16 protein-coding genes are annotated in these 14,770 nt (G+C 67.7%); 6 read left to right on the top strand and 10 right to left on the bottom strand.

All coding sequences use genetic code 11. The features are described from left to right. Positions 1 to 69 precede the first annotated feature (69 nt). The 3 genes from EV652_RS40995 to EV652_RS45635 all read left to right on the top strand — a co-directional run bounded on the left by EV652_RS40995 (position 70) and on the right by EV652_RS45635 (position 2,250). The gene (locus EV652_RS40995; RefSeq protein ID WP_132216071.1) at positions 70 to 690 is read left to right on the top strand and encodes a TrmH family RNA methyltransferase; all 621 of its coding nucleotides are present in this window, start codon (positions 70 to 72) and stop codon (positions 688 to 690) included. A 21-nt stretch (positions 691 to 711) separates the two neighbouring features. Next, on the top strand, positions 712 to 1,932 hold the full coding sequence (locus EV652_RS41000) for an alpha-amylase family protein (protein ID WP_199238692.1): 1,221 nt from the start codon (positions 712 to 714) through the stop codon (positions 1,930 to 1,932). 129 nt (positions 1,933 to 2,061) lie between these two features. After that, positions 2,062 to 2,250 carry a hypothetical protein gene (locus EV652_RS45635; protein WP_132215944.1) on the top strand — a complete coding sequence of 63 codons (189 nt, stop codon included), beginning with the start codon at positions 2,062 to 2,064 and terminating at the stop codon, positions 2,248 to 2,250. Here EV652_RS45635 and EV652_RS41010 read toward each other — a convergent pair. From EV652_RS41010 to EV652_RS41035, 6 genes are read right to left on the bottom strand one after another with little or no spacing between them, the layout of a single operon-like run. Beyond that, positions 2,239 to 3,969: an FAD-dependent oxidoreductase gene (locus tag EV652_RS41010; RefSeq protein WP_132215947.1), complete on the bottom strand. Its 1,731-nt coding sequence runs from the start codon at positions 3,967 to 3,969 to the stop codon at positions 2,239 to 2,241. The genes EV652_RS45635 and EV652_RS41010 overlap by 12 nt on opposite strands. Beyond that, positions 3,966 to 4,850 carry an intradiol ring-cleavage dioxygenase gene (locus EV652_RS41015; protein WP_132215950.1) on the bottom strand — a complete coding sequence of 295 codons (885 nt, stop codon included), beginning with the start codon at positions 4,848 to 4,850 and terminating at the stop codon, positions 3,966 to 3,968. Before EV652_RS41015 ends, EV652_RS41010 begins: the two co-directional genes overlap by 4 nt. After that, positions 4,847 to 6,037: a thiolase family protein gene (locus tag EV652_RS41020; RefSeq protein ID WP_132215953.1), complete on the bottom strand. Its 1,191-nt coding sequence runs from the start codon at positions 6,035 to 6,037 to the stop codon at positions 4,847 to 4,849. Before EV652_RS41020 ends, EV652_RS41015 begins: the two co-directional genes overlap by 4 nt. Beyond that, positions 6,034 to 7,062, bottom strand: a complete 1,029-nt coding sequence (locus EV652_RS41025; protein WP_132215956.1) for a maleylacetate reductase — start codon at positions 7,060 to 7,062, stop codon at positions 6,034 to 6,036. Before EV652_RS41025 ends, EV652_RS41020 begins: the two co-directional genes overlap by 4 nt. Next, positions 7,055 to 7,810 (bottom strand): CoA-transferase subunit beta, encoded by a 756-nt coding sequence (locus tag EV652_RS41030; RefSeq protein ID WP_132215959.1) that lies wholly within the window; start codon positions 7,808 to 7,810, stop codon positions 7,055 to 7,057. Before EV652_RS41030 ends, EV652_RS41025 begins: the two co-directional genes overlap by 8 nt. Further along, the gene (locus EV652_RS41035; RefSeq protein WP_132215961.1) at positions 7,803 to 8,633 is read right to left on the bottom strand and encodes a CoA transferase subunit A; all 831 of its coding nucleotides are present in this window, start codon (positions 8,631 to 8,633) and stop codon (positions 7,803 to 7,805) included. The genes EV652_RS41030 and EV652_RS41035 overlap by 8 nt, the downstream gene beginning before the upstream one ends. Positions 8,634 to 8,694: 61 nt before the next feature. On the opposite strand from EV652_RS41035, the gene EV652_RS41040 reads away from it, so the two are divergent. Next, positions 8,695 to 9,477, top strand: coding sequence for an IclR family transcriptional regulator domain-containing protein (locus tag EV652_RS41040; RefSeq protein WP_132215964.1), 783 nt, complete (start codon positions 8,695 to 8,697; stop codon positions 9,475 to 9,477). Between the two features lie 32 nt (positions 9,478 to 9,509). Here the strand turns inward: EV652_RS41040 and EV652_RS41045 are convergent, their stop codons facing one another. The 4 genes from EV652_RS41045 to EV652_RS41060 form a co-directional block, all read right to left on the bottom strand. After that, the gene (locus EV652_RS41045; RefSeq protein WP_132215966.1) at positions 9,510 to 10,487 is read right to left on the bottom strand and encodes an aldo/keto reductase; all 978 of its coding nucleotides are present in this window, start codon (positions 10,485 to 10,487) and stop codon (positions 9,510 to 9,512) included. Between the two features lie 117 nt (positions 10,488 to 10,604). Then, positions 10,605 to 11,042: a MerR family transcriptional regulator gene (locus EV652_RS41050; RefSeq protein ID WP_199238693.1), complete on the bottom strand. Its 438-nt coding sequence runs from the start codon at positions 11,040 to 11,042 to the stop codon at positions 10,605 to 10,607. A 51-nt stretch (positions 11,043 to 11,093) separates the two neighbouring features. Beyond that, positions 11,094 to 11,513 carry a VOC family protein gene (locus tag EV652_RS41055; protein WP_132215968.1) on the bottom strand — a complete coding sequence of 140 codons (420 nt, stop codon included), beginning with the start codon at positions 11,511 to 11,513 and terminating at the stop codon, positions 11,094 to 11,096. Positions 11,514 to 11,634: 121 nt separating this feature from the next. Further along, positions 11,635 to 12,654 (bottom strand): SIS domain-containing protein, encoded by a 1,020-nt coding sequence (locus EV652_RS41060; protein WP_132215970.1) that lies wholly within the window; start codon positions 12,652 to 12,654, stop codon positions 11,635 to 11,637. Positions 12,655 to 12,793: 139 nt separating this feature from the next. On the opposite strand from EV652_RS41060, the gene EV652_RS41065 reads away from it, so the two are divergent. Continuing rightward, on the top strand, positions 12,794 to 13,513 hold the full coding sequence (locus tag EV652_RS41065; RefSeq protein ID WP_132215972.1) for a GntR family transcriptional regulator: 720 nt from the start codon (positions 12,794 to 12,796) through the stop codon (positions 13,511 to 13,513). Between the two features lie 183 nt (positions 13,514 to 13,696). Then, positions 13,697 to 14,722 (top strand): class II fructose-bisphosphate aldolase, encoded by a 1,026-nt coding sequence (fbaA, locus tag EV652_RS41070; protein WP_132215974.1) that lies wholly within the window; start codon positions 13,697 to 13,699, stop codon positions 14,720 to 14,722. Positions 14,723 to 14,770 lie beyond the last annotated feature (48 nt).

Consider the following 14,770-nt stretch of genomic DNA (forward strand, 5'->3'; position numbering starts at 1 on the left):
GACAGGGTAGCGTCCCAACCTGTGCGTGAGCTTGGTGGCGAGGAGAACCGGGACCTGATCGGTGCAGACATGGTCGGGCCGAGTGAGGTCGGCGTGGGCCCCTGGCAGGGCGAACTGCCGGACGATCCGCGGCTGGATCCGGAACTGCTCGTGTCCGGTGATCGACGGAACGTGGTCGACAAGTACCGATACTGGACGCTCGAGGCGATCGTCGCGGACCTGGACCTGCAGCGGAACCCGTTCCACGTCGCGATCGAGAACTGGCAGCACGACCTGAACATCGGTTCGGTCGTCCGGACTGCGAACGCCTTCCTCGCCGCCGAGGTCCACATCGTCGGCAACCGGAAGTGGAACCGCCGTGGCGCAATGGTCACCGACCGTTACCAGCACGTCCGCCACCACCCGCGCCTCGAGGATCTGGCGTCGTACGCCGCCGAGCGCCAACTGCCCGTGATCGGGATCGACAACCTGCCCGGCTCGGTCCCACTGGAGACATATGAACTGCCCGCGGCTTGCGTCCTGCTCTTCGGTCAGGAGGGACCTGGCCTGACCGCCGACGCCCACGCGATCTGCACTGATGTGCTGTCGATCGCCCAGTTCGGCTCAACCCGTTCCATCAACGCCAGCGCCGCCGCCGCGATCGCGCTGCACGCCTGGATCCGCCGGCACACCTTCGGCCAGAAGCCCTGACTATCGAGGAGTTGGCTGTCCATGTGGGCTGATCACGTGATCTGGTGGCAGGTCTATCCGCTCGGTTTCACGGGTGCGGCGTCCGGTCCGTCTGTCGCGCATCGACTCGGCCGGCTGGAGAACTGGCTGGACTACGCGATCGAACTTGGCTGCTCAGGGCTACTACTTGGCCCGGTGTTCGCGTCCGAGACGCACGGCTACGACACCGTGGACCACTTCCGCATCGATCCGCGGCTCGGTGACGATGCCGACTTCGACCGGCTTGTCGATCAGGCTCATCAGCGCGGGCTGCGGATCGCGCTCGACGGGGTGTTCAACCATGTCGCCCGGTCCTTCGACGCGCCGCCGGAGTGGTTCCGCCGCCACGCAGACGGTTCGCTCGACACGTTCGAAGGACACGAGCAGCTGGTCGGGCTCGATCACAGTCATCCTGCGGTGGCGCAGTACGTCCGGGATGTTCTGTGTCATTGGCTGGATCGTGGTGTCGACGCGTGGCGGCTCGATGTGGCGTACGCCGTGCCGGCGGAGTTCTGGCGGGCGGTGCTGCCGCGGGAGCGGTACCCAGACGCGTGGTTCTTCGGCGAGGTCATTCACGGTGACTACGCCGGGTACGTCGCGAAGAGCGGGCTCGACTCGGTCACGCAGTACGAGTTGTGGAAGGCGATCTGGAGCTCACTGAACGACGGCAACTTCTTCGAGCTCGCCTACGCCCTCGGCCGGCACGACGAACTGCTGGACACGTTCGTGCCGCAGACGTTCGTCGGCAACCACGACGTGACCCGGATCGCCACCCGCCTCGACGACGAGCGGCATCTCGGTCATGCGCTGGCGATCCTGTTCGCGGTCGGCGGCATACCGAGCATCTACTCCGGTGACGAGCAGGCGTTCCAGGGCCTGAAGGAGGACCGGATCGGCGGCGATGACGCGATCCGGCCGGAGTTCCCGGACACTCCGGCGGAGCTGGCTGCTTCCGGTTGGCCGACGTACCGGTTGCATCAGCGGCTGATCAGCGTACGGCGGCGCAACGCCTGGCTGACCCGGGGACGGACGACGGTCGAGCACCTCACCAATCAGACGATCGCGCTGCGGTCGACCGGCGACGGTGTCGTGCTTCTGCTGCTCAACATCTCTGACGACGCTGAGCGCTTCCCCATCGATGCGGCCGGCCTGACGGCCGAGGACACCGCGGACGACCCGCTGGTCGTGCCGGCGCACAGCTGGAGATTGCTGACAAGTCCGTAACCTCGGGGGCGGCTCCAGCGTTGTTGAGACGTAAGTGAGGCTTCTCGACCAAAGTCCAGCCCCAACTCGGGCGGGGCGGCGTGCATCGTGCATGTCGTACTGGGTTTGTGACGGGAAAGGGGGTAGTTGATGAGTTCTCTGTGGGACGAGTTGATCTACGAGCTGGGGACGGTGCGCGCCTTGAGCGCGGCGGCCCTGGAGGCGCGCACCGAAACGTCCCGGGTCGCGCTGATCACCCTGCTGGACGCCGAGACCGCCGAGATCTCGGCGATCCTCGACCGGATCCTGCGGGAGGCACACGAATCCTCAGCGGCCTAGCAGCGTGGTGAGTACTTGCTGGAGCACCTCGGTGGCATCGTCGGGGAGCTCGAATGACCGGTAGGCGATGTGCGCGTCCGGGCGGACCAGGAGACACCCGTCATCGGGGATCTCCCGCGCCCGCGACCAGTCGCCGTACAGGTCGTCGAGCTCCCGGCCCGGCCCGATCACGAACGGTTCGATCGGTACGCCGAGGTGCTCGGAGACCGTCTGTGCCGCCTTCACCCACGCCTCACCACCGATGCCGGTGAGCAGGGTGAAGCGACCCTTGCCGACGACGTCGAGCGTGCTGACGGTCTCCGAGCCGCGGGTCAGCCAGCAGTGCGGGATCCGCGCCCCCGGCCAGGTCGTCGGGTGGTAGTACAGCTCCGGATCCCGGTCGTACGACGGTTCCGCCGTACCGTCAGCGATCACCGCGGCCGACCGGTACCGCTGGCCGAGTTCGACACCGTGGGCGTTGAACTCGTAGTCCTTCAGCTCGATCGCGGTCCGCAGCTCCTCGCGTTGCGCGACGCCCTCGGGAGTGTCGTCCTTGCGTGACTCGATCGTCCGGCCGGGCGGGGCGTCCGGCGTCATCCCGAGTGCGTGGAAGATCTGGCCGAACTGCGTCCGGCTCTTGTTCGCCCGCTCCACGATCTGCCGCGCGATCGGCACCCGCTCCTCGTCGTAGGTCTCGAGCAGCTTCGGGGAGGCGTCATTGCGAAGGACCAGGGCGAGCTTCCAGGCCAGGTTGTACGCGTCCTGGATCGACGTGTTCGAGCCGAGGCCGTTGCTCGGCGGGTGCCGGTGGATCGCGTCACCCATGCAGAACACCCGACCTTTGGACGCCTGTTCCGCATACATATGGTTGACGCTCCAAACCGACGTACCCTTCAGCTTCACGTCGACGGTGTCGTCGCCGACCAGGTTGTGCACGATGGCGGTCGCCATCGCCTCGTCGACCTCCGGCGCCGGCTGATTGATGTCGTAGCCCCAGACGATCAGCCACTCGTTCCACGGCCGGACCATCCGGATCAGGCCGGCGCCGATGCCGCCGATCTGCGCACCGGGCTGCAGCACCCAGTACAGGACGCTCGGGCGATGAGCGACGTACCGCGAGAGATCGGCCTCGAAGACGATGTTCATCGAGCCCTCGATGTCCATCGCGCCGGCCATCGGCAGCCCGATGTCCTGGGCCACCTTGCTGCGGCCGCCGTCCGCGCCGATCAGGTACTTGGCCCGGATCTGGTACGTCGTGTCACTCAGCCGATCCCGGACCGTCGCAGTGACACCGTCGTCGTCCTGCTCCAGGGAGAGGTACTCGGTGTTGAACCGGAGCCGCGCGCCGCGACTGGCCGCCGTACTGAGCAGAATCGGCTCGAACAGCGTCTGTGGCAGGTCGCAGGGGAGAGTGGGGCTCGCCTCGGTGTAGTCGGCCAGCCGGCGCGGGTGCGTACCCCAGGTTCGGATCCGGCCGATCTCCTCACCGGCCAGGCTGGTGCAGAACGCGGTTTCACCCATCAGCGCGTGCTCTGTGCCCTTGTCCAGGACCTGGTCCTCGATACCCATGTCACGCATCAGCTCGATCGTGCGCTGGTTGGTGATGTGGGCTCGCGGCGTGTTCGCGGTCCAGCCGTACCTGGTCAGTACGACGTTGTCGACGCCGTACGTGGACAGGAACAGCGAGGCGGCTCCGCCGGCGGGGCCACTGCCTACGATGAGCACGTCTGTGGTGATCACTGCGTCTCCTCGGTGGTGGCGAGCACCAGGTCGTAGTGGACGGTGTAGTACGGCTGGTCAGGTGTCTTGCCATCCGGGGCAGGGGTGCCGGCCGGCTTTTCGGTGAAGTCGGCGATCAGGGAGTCCTTGACGCCGAAGACCGCGTCGTTCGCGAGGTACTCGTCACCGGCGGCGAACACGTGGGTGATCAGGCGGGCGTACCCGGGTGCGGTGACCATGAAGTGGATGTGGGCCGGGCGCATCGGGCCGCGGCCGCCGGCGCGGAGCAGCTCGCCCACCGGGCCGTCGTCCGGGATCGGGTAGGCGACCGGCTTCACCGCCCAGAACGCATAGTTGCCGTCAGCATCGGTCGTCAGGTGACCGCGGTTCTGTGGGCCGTCGAGCTCCTTCTGGACGTCGTAGAAGCCTTCCTCGTCGGCCTGCCAGGTCTCGACGAGAGCCGCTGGGATCGGCTCGCCGTTGGTGTTCAGGACTCGCCCCGACACCAGACAGGGTTGTCCCGGCGCACCGTTCGCGATGTCGCCACCCTGGGGCACCTCTGGCGATCCTTCGACGAAGAACGGGCCGAACACGGTCGACTCGGTGGCACCCGGTGGTTTCGGGTTGCCGAGGCCAACGGTGAGCATCGACAGCCCGAGTACGTCGGCCAGCAGCACGAACTCCTGTCGGGTATCGGTCGAGATCTGCCCGGTCCGGGTGAGGAAGTCGATCGCGGTGAAGTACTCGTCCTCGGTCAGATTCACCTCACGCGCGAAGGCGTGCAGATGCCGCACCAGAGCGCTCATGACGGTCTTGGTGCGCGGGTCGGTGCTGTGGTCGAAGCTGGCCACTACCGCCCCGGTCAGGTCGTCGCCTTGCAGGTCCATCTGGTTGCTCCTCATGCCTCGATCACCATCGCCAGGCCTTGGCCCACGCCGATGCAGAGCGTTGCCAGCCCGTAGCCACCGCCGCGCCTCCTGAGTTCGTGGGCGAGGGTGGTGAGAATGCGGGTACCGGAACTGCCGAGCGGATGGCCGAGGGCGATCGCTCCGCCGTTCACGTTCACCTTGTCGCGGTCGAGCTCCGGCCATTGGCCGAGGCACGCCAGACTCTGGGCGGCGTATGCCTCGTTGAGCTCGACCAGGGTCAGGTCGTCCCAGCCGATGCCTGCTTTGCGCAGCGCCTTGCGTGATGCCTCCACTGGCCCGATCCCGAAGTACTGCGGATCGACCGCATGGACCGCCCTGCTGACGATCCGCGCCATCGGGGAGATGTTCATCCGGTCGGCGGTCTCTTCTGACGCGATCAGTACGGCGGACGCGCCGTCGTTCAGCGTGGATGCGTTGCCGGCGGTGACGGTGCCGTCCGGTCTGAAGGCCGGTTTGAGTCGTGCCATGGTTGCGGGCGTGCCGCCGTCGCGGATGGACTCGTCCCTCGCGAGAGGTGGACTGGCGAGGCCGAGGCTCTCCCACGGCACGAGTTCGGCATCGAAGGTGCCGGCTGCCCAGGCTTTGGCTGCCTTCTCGTGGCTCTCCAGGGCGAACAGGTCCTGTTCTTCGCGAGTGATGCGGTAGCGGTCGGCGAGCAGCTCGGTCGCCTCGCCGAGGGAGATCGTCCACTCCTTCGGCATCTTCGGATTGACCAGTCGCCAGCCGAGTGAGGTCGACTCCGCGGTCATGCTGCCGTGTGGGAAGGCGCGATCCGGTTTCGGCAGCACCCAGGGTGCGCGGCTCATCGACTCCACACCGCCGGCGATGACCAGGTCGGCGTCGTCCGTCTCGATCGCCCGGGCGGCCTGGATCGCGGCTTCGAGTCCGGATCCGCAGAGGCGATTGACCGTCGTACCGGGAACGCTGGTCGGGAAACCGGCCAGCAACGCGGCCATTCGCGCGACATCGCGGTTCTCCTCGCCGGCGCCGTTCGCGTTGCCGAGGAAGACGTCGTCGAGCTCGGCAGGGTCGGTCTGTGTGCGTCTTGTGAGTTCTTTGAGCGTTGCGGCGGCGAGGTCGTCGGGACGGGCGGCGGCGAGTGCGCCACCCAGTTTGCCGACCGGGGTGCGGACCGCGTCCAGGATGTAGGCGGGTCTCATCGGGTCACTCCTTCGGGCCTGGTCCCTGCCCAGGCGCGGGTGAGGATCTCATCGGCATCGAACGCGCGGGCGGCTTCCTGTGCCTGCTCCTGGGTGAGGCCGAGGTCCTTCAGATTGGTCGAGATGCCGGCCTCGGTGAACAAGTCGTACAAGCCGGCCGCCAGATCGTCCGTCTGGAGCGCGTCCTCCAGGCGGGCTTTGGCCTGCGGGACGGTGGGTGCCTTGATCCGGGTGACCTGGGGGAGTACCGCGGCGTGGGTCTCCGCGTGGGGGAGGTTGTAGGTGCCACCGAGCAGGTGACAGATCTTGTGGTGCAGGCCGGTTCCGGCGGTGGCCAGAGCCGATCCGCCGAGGCAGGCGCCGTACAGAAGGTTGCTCCGGGCATCCAAGTCGGTGGGCGCCTGGAGGACTTGGCGCAGTCCGGCGGCGAGCGCTCGTACGCCTTCAACTGCGGTCGTCTCGGTGATCGGATCGGCCTTGGGTGTCCAGACGGCCTCCACGCAATGCGCCATCGCGTTGGCGACGCTGGCCGCCGTGACCTTCTTCGGGAGGTGCTGGCTCAGCACGGGGTCGTAGACCACCGTCCTCGGCAGCACCTGCGGGTCCGTCCCCGTCGCCTTGCTGCCCCCCGCCGTCTCACCCCAGACCGGCGTCATCTCCGATCCCGCGTACGTCGTCGGTACGGCGACGATCGGCAGCCCACTCGTCAACGCAACCGCCTTCGCCAGACCGATCGCCGACCCGCCGCCGATCGCCACCAGTCCGTCGGCGTTGGTCTCCTGAGCCTTGGCGCGCGCCGCGGTCGCGACCTCGGTCGGCACATGCTGCGTCACTCCGTCGATCCGGCCGGCGAAACGATCCCCCAGCTCGACCTCGACCACATCAGCCGCGTCCCGGGCCGAGTTGGTTGCTATCAGCAACACCCGGCGTACCCCGAGCAGCTCGGCTTCCGCGGCGACCTGGTCGAGCGTGCCCGCGCCGAACACCACCCGGCCCGGCAGGAACGTGTGGATGAACTCAGGCATCGGCCGGCTCCCGGTTGCGCAGTCGGTGCAGGGCGGTGAGTTCGACCTCGCTCGGTGGGTCGACCTGTTTGATGCTGTCGGCAACCTTCAGCTGCCAACCGGTGGCCCGCCGGGCCTGCTCGACGGTCACGCCCGGATGCAGTCTGGTCAGGGTCAGCTCGTTGGTTTGCGGGTCCGGCTCGAGTATGCCGTGGTCGGTGATGACGAGGGTCGGACCGGCGCCGCGGGCCTCGCGCTCGCGTCCGGTCGGGCCGTAGCCGACGGAGGTGACGAAGTCGATCTGCTCGACGAAGGTCCGCGGCGACTGTTTGACGATGACGATCACCCGCCCGGCCGCGGCCGCGATCTCCGGTGCACCGCCCGCGCCAGGCAGTCGGGTCTTGGGATCGCTGTGATCACCGATCACGGTTGTGTTGATGTTGCCGTACCGATCGATCTGCGCGGCTCCGAGGAATCCGACGTCGATCCGCCCGGTGCCGACCCAGTAGTTGAACATCTCCGGCACCGACACCACCGCGGTCGCCGTGGCGGCGAGGTCGTCGTCCCCGATCGAGAGCGGTAGCCTGCGCGGCTTGGCGTCGATCGCGCCCGATTCGTACACCAGGCGACAGTCCGGCGCATGCGTCCGCCGCGCCAGATTGGCCGCCAGGTTCGGCGGCCCGACGCCGACCAGGCACACGTCGCCGTCATGCAGCTCGCGTGCCGCCGCGACGTTCATCATGTCCGCGCTGTCCCAGCTCTCAGGCATGTGCGCTCACCTCCTGCTCTGCCGGCAGGCCGTTCTCCTGTGCCCATGCGAGGAAGGCAATGCGGTCCCGCGACACCGAGTCCCACTGCTTGTAGAAGTCGTTGTCGCGCACGGAGTACCCAGCGGCGTACGACGGCCACGCCCCACCCGGTACGACGCACACCGCCGACAGCACCCAGTTCGGCAGCACTACCGCGCCGGTCCGCTCCGGGAACTCGTCCACCACCTCTTCCACCGTGACGATCGCCCGCTTCGCCGCCAGCACCGCCTCACGCTGTACGCCGGTGATCCCCCAGAGCATGACGTTGCCGTCGCGGTCCGCCACCTGGGCGTGGATCACGGCCACGTCCGGGTTCACCGCCTTCACCGCGGCCAGTTCCTCACCCGTGAACGGGCACGTGACCCGGCTGATGATGTCGCGCTGCTCCTCGAGGTCCGTTCCGCGGTATCCCCGCAGTACGGCGAACGGCAGTCGAGCAGCACCGGCGACGTACGCGTTGGCGAGTCCGGCGTGGCTGTGCTCGTGGACTGTGAGGCGGTGTGGCCAGTGCTTCTCCACCGCGTCCCGGAGCCGGTGGAGTGAGCCGACGCCCGGATTGCCGCCGTACGAGAAGACCAACTCGTCCGCGACACCCAACCCGATCAGTTGGTCGTAGACGAGGTCGGGCGTCATCCGGACGAGCGTCAGGTGCCGGCGGCCCTGCCGGGCGATCTCGTGGGCGGCGGCGAACGGGATCAGGTGGGTGAAACCTTCGAGCGCCACGGTCTCGCCGTCGTGCACGTGCGCCGCGATCGCTTCGCCGAGTGGAACTGGACTTGGCATGCGCTGCTCCGCTAGGATTTCGCTGAGCGAAAAGTTCTTCTTTCAACGAAAAGGCTAGCCGATGGCCGGTGAGGCGTCCACAGGTACGTTCCTGCAAGGGCTCGACCGTGGGCTCGCGGTGATCCGTGCGTTCTCGGCGGACGCGCCCTCACTGACGCTCAGCGAGGTGGCCCGCGACGTCGGGATCACCCCCGCGACGGCGCGGCGGATCCTGCTGACGCTCTCGGAGCTCGGGTACGTCCGGAGCGACGGGCGGCGGTTCTCACTCACGCCACGCGTGCTCGCGCTCGGCTGGGCCTACCTGTCGTCGCTGGACTTCGGCGAACTCGCCGGACCGTTCATGGAGGAGCTCAGCGCGAAGACCCGCGAGTCCTGCTCCATCGCCACCCTCGACCTACCAGACATCGTGTACGTCGCCCGCGTCCCGACCAGCCGGATCATGACCGTCGCCCTCGGGGTGGGCGCCCGGCTACCGGCGTACGCAACCTCCATGGGCCGCGTCCTCCTCGCCGACCTCCCCGACGACGAGCTCACCGCCTACCTGTCGTCAGTCGAAGCCGAACCACTGACCGACCGCACAGTCACGTCACCGGACAAACTCCGTGAGGTCATCGACGCCGCCCGTACCGACGGCTACGCCCTCGTCGACCAGGAACTAGAGCTGGGCCTCCGCTCCATCGCCGCCCCCATCCGCAACTCCCGAGGCCGAACCATCGCCGCCCTCAACGTCTCCGCCCACGCCTCCCGCTCCACCCCAGCCTCGCTGCGCACGGAAACCCTCCCCCACCTTCACGCAACCGCCACCCAAATAACCACAGCCCTAACCCACCGCGGCCACCTCTAACCCCCACCCAGGTGGCCGCGTCTCCACCGCAGTCAGGCGTTGTTTAGCCGGTCCATCTGCTCGGCGTCCAGACGGATCTCGACGGCGTCCAATGCCTCATCGAGCTGACTGACGGACGAGGCTCCGAACAGCGGGATGACGACCGGATCCTGATGCAGCATCCACGCCAGCACGACCTGGTTGGGGGTCGCGCCCAACTCCTGCGCAACCTGGCGCAGCACCTCGAAACGCACGTAGGCGGTCGGATGCGCATACCCGCGCTCAGCCGGGAATGGACGCTCGGGGTGGCTGTACGAGCCGGCCAGCAGCGGACTGTAGGCCACCAGCGTCATGTCGCGATGCTCGTCGAGGTAGTCGAAATGCTCTACCCCGGCGTGCGGGAAATGCGGGCTGCCGAGGCGTTGGAGTCCGTCCTGCGCCAACGGGCTGGGCCACAGGTAGGTGTAACGCTGCTGAAGGACCGAGTACTGTGCGACGCCCTGGTCGGCGGCCAGCTGTCGCGCGCGTTCCAACCGCCAGCTGGTGATGTTGCTGCAGCCGATCAGGTCGACGACGCCCTCGGCGGCGAGTCGTCCGAACGCGCCGACGGTCTCTTCCAGTGGGGTGGACCGGTTGTCGATATGCGCGTAGTACAGGTCAATGCGGTCGATGCCCAGCCGGGTGAGACTGTCTTTGACGGCGGACTCGATGACTGCTGCGCCGAGTCCTTCCCAGTATTCGTCGTCCGGGTTGCCGGGCATGGTCGTCTTGGCGCCGCATTTCGTGGCGATGACCAGTTGGTCGCGGTTGCCTCGAGAATGCATCCAGCGGCCGAGGAGTTCCTCGCTCTCGCCGGCGTCGCCGGTCCATTGGCCGTAGTTGTTGGCGGTGTCGATGAACGTCCCGCCGGCGGCGACGAAACGGTCGAGGATCGCGGTCGCTGTCTCGTGGTCCGTCGTACCGCCGAAGTTCATCGTGCCCAGGCACAAGGCGCTGACGGTCCGGCGATTGCCAATGGTTCGGTACAGCATGCAGTGCTCCCTCAGATGGTGAGTTGTCGAACGTCAGGCTCTGAAGCGCCCGACATCAGGGCGTGCGAATGCGTGACGCGACCAACGTGCTGGTCGTCCGCGACCAGCACACCTGGACTACGCCGAGACTGCGGGTGCCTGCGATCCCCGGTAGCCCGCGATCTTGCGGTTGATCACGTCCAGATCGCGGTGAAGGTCGGCGATGTGGTTCAGGACCCGATCGCGGTGCGCCTCCAGCAACTGTCTGCGCTGCAGTTCGGTGGGCGCGCCGACCTTCGCGAGTTCGGCGTAACGCAGCATCTCGCTGACCGGCATGCTGGTCGCGCGCAATCGCATCAGCAGCGCCAGCCGACGTAGGTCCTTCTGCGTGTACTGCCGACGGCCAGAAGGGTCGCGGGCGACGCCCTCCAGCAGGCCCACCCGCTCGTACCAGCGCAGCGTGTCGGCGGACAAGCCGGTCAATGCGGCGACTTGCCCGACGGCGAGCGGTTCGTCGACGTCCGGAATGAGTTCGTCGACCCCGCAGGTTTCCTCGCCCGGCGATTGATCGTTCACGCCCTACAGACTTCCTCCTGGAGTGCACTCCAGGTCAAGGCGCTTGTGCGGTCAGCCCTTCAGGCCGGCCAGGATCTCGAGGTAGTGCGGGTTGGTCATGATGCCGATGATGTTGCCGAACGGGTCGGTGACCGAGGCGGTGCGGAAGCCGGTGTTGTTGCCTCGCTCGGTGATGGGCTCGACGACCGTTGCGCCCAGGGAGAGGAGGCGCTCGAAGGTGGCTTCGAGGTCGTCGACGTGCCAGTGGATGACGGCGCCGGCGGGACCGTTGGTGACCTGGTGCTGGGCGTACTTCACGTCGATGATGCCCAGTTCGCACTCGAGGTCGCCGAAGCGGTACTCGAGGTAGCCCGGGTTCTCGAAGTCCGGCACGGCGAAGTACGGCTCGATGCCGAGCAACTCCGTGTACCACTCCCGCGCGGCGTGCATGTCGGCGGCGTAGAAGCTGACGGTGGCGAATCCTCGCAACATCTCGGTGGTCCTTCCTCGCTGTTCCCGGTTAACAACCACCACACTTCCACCCAAACTGCTCACCAAATGAGCACTTTTCCCAGCGACTTTCGAGACCTGCCCCAGCGGGCGGGGAGCGGTGTCAGTCGGTTTGGGTCACCTTGCGGAGGCCTCGGGGGGCGTCGGGGTTCAGGCCCAGTTTGCGGGCCAGGGACTCGATGGCTCGTTGCGCGGGGATGACGAGGGCGAGGGGGGCCAGGGTTTCGGGCAGGTCGGGGCCGGCCAGGTTGACGTCGCAGCGGGAGGCGAAGGTGGGGTCGCCGCCGATGCCGAGGATCTTGCTGCCCTTCTCGCGGACGATGCCGGCCAGTTCGGTCATGCCGGGCAGGGCGGGCCCTTCGCCGGCGGCGACCAGGATGGTGACGAGGTCCGCGTCGACGACCGCGATCGGTCCGTGCTTCAGGTCGGCGTACGACAGACCGCGGACCGGCTGGAGGCAGGTCTCCTCCAGCTTGAGCGCGACCTCGAGCGTCGTACCGAAGGTCAGCCCGCGACCGCTGGCCAGTACGTCGTGCGCACCCGCGAGGAGACCCGCGGCCTCCTCGACCGAGCCTTCGAGCATCTTGGAGGCCGCGTCCGGAACGCGGGCGATGTCGGCGTCCAGGGTGCCGGGCCTCTGCGCCAGCGCGTCGACGGCGACGGTGATCGCCGCGAGCTGCGTGGTGTAGGTCTTGGTCGCCGGTACGGCGAGTTCCTGGCCGGCCTGCGTGATCAGCGCGACGTCGGCTGTCGAAGCCAGCGGGCTGTTGCCGTCGTTGGTGATGCCGACGATCGCGGCGCCGTTGCGCTTGGCCCACTCCGCGGTGTCGACGATCTCCTGGGTCGCACCCGACTGGCTGACCGCGACCACCAGCGAGTTCGACAGGTCGAGGTTCGCGCCGTACAGGGTGGCGACCGAGGGGGCGGCCAGGGATGCCTGCCGGCCGGCGTGGATCTCGGTGAGGTAGCGGCCGTAGACACACGCGTTGTCGGACGATCCCCGGGCCACGAAGATCACGTGCCGGCGCCCCGCGGCCAGTCGCGTGATGTCGTGCCGCAGTGGCAGAACGTGCTCGAACGTCGCCGCCAGCGCGGCCGGCTGCTCGGCGATCTCGCGCGCCATCTGGGTTTCCTGGGCGGGGACAGACACCACTACGATCACTGGTCCTATCTGGTCTTAACAGGTATGCTGCGCACGATAGCAGTGAGCGGCGTTTCGGGGCACCCCCGAGACTCGCCCAGGTCTGGAGGATCGAGATTCGATGGTGGCGACCAAGCGGGCCCAGGTCCGATCGGTACTGGAACGGCTGATCGATGTCGAACTGCACCCCGGGGACCCGATCCCTTCCGAACGCGCCCTGGTGGACAAGCTGAACGTCTCCCGGGTGACCGTCCGGCAGGCGATCAGCGACCTGGTCGAGTCCGGCGCGCTGGAACGCGTGCACGGTAAGGGGACGTTCGTCACCGGTCCACAGGTCGACTCCCAGTTGCACCTCACCTCGTTCTCCCGGGAGATGCGGGCGCGCGGCCTGGAGCCCGGCACGGTGGTGCTGTCGGCCACCGAGATCGAGGCGTCCGACGAGACCGCGAAGGGACTCCGGGTCCCCAAGGGCACCAAGGTGATCCGGGTCGAACGGCTGCGCACCGCCGACGCCTCGCCGATGGCGTACGAGGTCGGCTACTACCCGTCCGCGCTCTTCCCCGGCCTGCTCGGCCGTGAGCTCGGCACCCTGTACGACGTCTTCGCCAGCGAGTACGACGTCGTCGTCACCTCCGGTGAGCAGACCGTCCGGGCGGACAACGCCGACGGTCATGTCGCCCGGGTTCTCGGCGTGGCCAGGCGGGCACCCCTGCTGGTCCTCGAGCGCACCACCTTCGCCGGCCGCAAGGTCGTCGAGCTGTCCTGGTCGGCCTACCGGGCCGATCGCTACCGGCTGCACATGGCCCTGACCCCGCGCGGCCCGAGGTCCGGCTCGGCCTGAGCCGACGTCATCGGGTCGCAACGAACTGGACCGGTCCTGTTCATCAACTGGTCTGCATCCCTGCCGAATGCTCCCCGGCCGCCTGGCCGGTCCGGCAGGCGGGCCGCCGGGTACGACGAAGTACCCGCCGGTGATACTGGAGCTCAACCCACAAGAACTGTGTTGTGAGGAGTACCGCGAGACATGCCTATTGCCACCCCTGAGGTCTACGCCGAGATGCTGGACAAGGCCAAGCAGAACCGCTTCGCCTACCCAGCCATCAACGTCAGCTCCTCGCAGACGCTGATCGCCGCGATCCGCGGTTTCGCCGAGGCGGGCTCGGACGGCATCGTCCAGGTCTCCACCGGCGGCGCCGAGTACCTGTCCGGGTCGACAGTGAAAAACATGGTGACCGGCTCGGTCGCGTTGGCGGCGTACGCGCACGAGGTCGCCAAGAACTTCCCGGTGAACATCGCGCTGCACACCGACCACTGCCCGAAGGACAAGCTGGACGGCTTCGTCCGGCCGCTGCTGGAGATCTCCGCCGAGCGGGTCGCCCGCGGCGAGAACCCGCTGTTCCAGTCGCACATGTGGGACGGCTCGGCCGTGCCGCTGCTGGAGAACCTCGAGATCGCCAAGGACCTGCTGGCCAAGACGGCCGCGGCGAAGATCGTGCTCGAGATCGAGGTGGGCGTCGTCGGCGGTGAGGAGGACGGTGTCGCCAACGAGATCAACGAGAAGCTCTACACCACCGTCGAGGACGGCCTGGCCACGGTCGAGGCGCTCGGCACCGGTGAGAACGGCCGCTACATCACCGCGCTGACCTTCGGCAACGTGCACGGCGTCTACAAGCCGGGTGCGGTCAAGCTGCGGCCGGAGATCCTGAAGGAGATCCAGGACCAGGTCGGCGCCAAGGTCGGCAAGGACCGTCCGTTCGACCTCGTCTTCCACGGCGGCTCCGGCTCGACGCTGGAGGAGATCCGCGCCGCGGTCGACAACGGTGTGATCAAGATGAACGTCGACACCGACACGCAGTACGCGTTCACCCGGCCGGCCGCGGGCCACATGTTCAGCAACTACGACGGTGTGCTGAAGGTGGACGGCGAGGTCGGCAACAAGAAGGCCTACGACCCGCGCGCCTGGGGCAAGCTGGCCGAGGCAGGCATGGCCGAGCGCGTCGCCGAGGCCTGCGAGAGCCTCCGCTCCACGGGTACGTCGCTGAACGCCTGACATCTGCTTCTCCTGACAGAGCTGGGGTTTTCGAGGGGCTCACCGCTG

The sequence above is a fragment of the Kribbella steppae genome (assembly GCF_004342025.1).
In the GTDB taxonomy this organism is placed as follows: domain Bacteria; phylum Actinomycetota; class Actinomycetes; order Propionibacteriales; family Kribbellaceae; genus Kribbella; species Kribbella steppae.

Coding starts and splice junctions, on each gene's coding strand:
- EV652_RS41035 (WP_132215961.1), bottom strand. CDS start 8,633: ATGCCAAGTCCAGTTCCACTCGGCGAAGCGATCGCGGCGCACGTGCAC.
- EV652_RS41060 (WP_132215970.1), bottom strand. CDS start 12,654: ATGGCGCGCGAGATCGCCGAGCAGCCGGCCGCGCTGGCGGCGACGTTC.
- EV652_RS41015 (WP_132215950.1), bottom strand. CDS start 4,850: ATGAGGAGCAACCAGATGGACCTGCAAGGCGACGACCTGACCGGGGCG.
- fbaA (WP_132215974.1), top strand. CDS start 13,697: ATGCCTATTGCCACCCCTGAGGTCTACGCCGAGATGCTGGACAAGGCC.
- EV652_RS41055 (WP_132215968.1), bottom strand. CDS start 11,513: ATGTTGCGAGGATTCGCCACCGTCAGCTTCTACGCCGCCGACATGCAC.
- EV652_RS41040 (WP_132215964.1), top strand. CDS start 8,695: ATGGCCGGTGAGGCGTCCACAGGTACGTTCCTGCAAGGGCTCGACCGT.
- EV652_RS41000 (WP_199238692.1), top strand. CDS start 712: ATGTGGGCTGATCACGTGATCTGGTGGCAGGTCTATCCGCTCGGTTTC.
- EV652_RS41025 (WP_132215956.1), bottom strand. CDS start 7,062: ATGCCTGAGTTCATCCACACGTTCCTGCCGGGCCGGGTGGTGTTCGGC.
- EV652_RS41020 (WP_132215953.1), bottom strand. CDS start 6,037: ATGAGACCCGCCTACATCCTGGACGCGGTCCGCACCCCGGTCGGCAAA.
- EV652_RS41045 (WP_132215966.1), bottom strand. CDS start 10,487: ATGCTGTACCGAACCATTGGCAATCGCCGGACCGTCAGCGCCTTGTGC.
- EV652_RS41065 (WP_132215972.1), top strand. CDS start 12,794: ATGGTGGCGACCAAGCGGGCCCAGGTCCGATCGGTACTGGAACGGCTG.
- EV652_RS41030 (WP_132215959.1), bottom strand. CDS start 7,810: ATGCCTGAGAGCTGGGACAGCGCGGACATGATGAACGTCGCGGCGGCA.
- EV652_RS45635 (WP_132215944.1), top strand. CDS start 2,062: ATGAGTTCTCTGTGGGACGAGTTGATCTACGAGCTGGGGACGGTGCGC.
- EV652_RS40995 (WP_132216071.1), top strand. CDS start 70: ATGGTCGGGCCGAGTGAGGTCGGCGTGGGCCCCTGGCAGGGCGAACTG.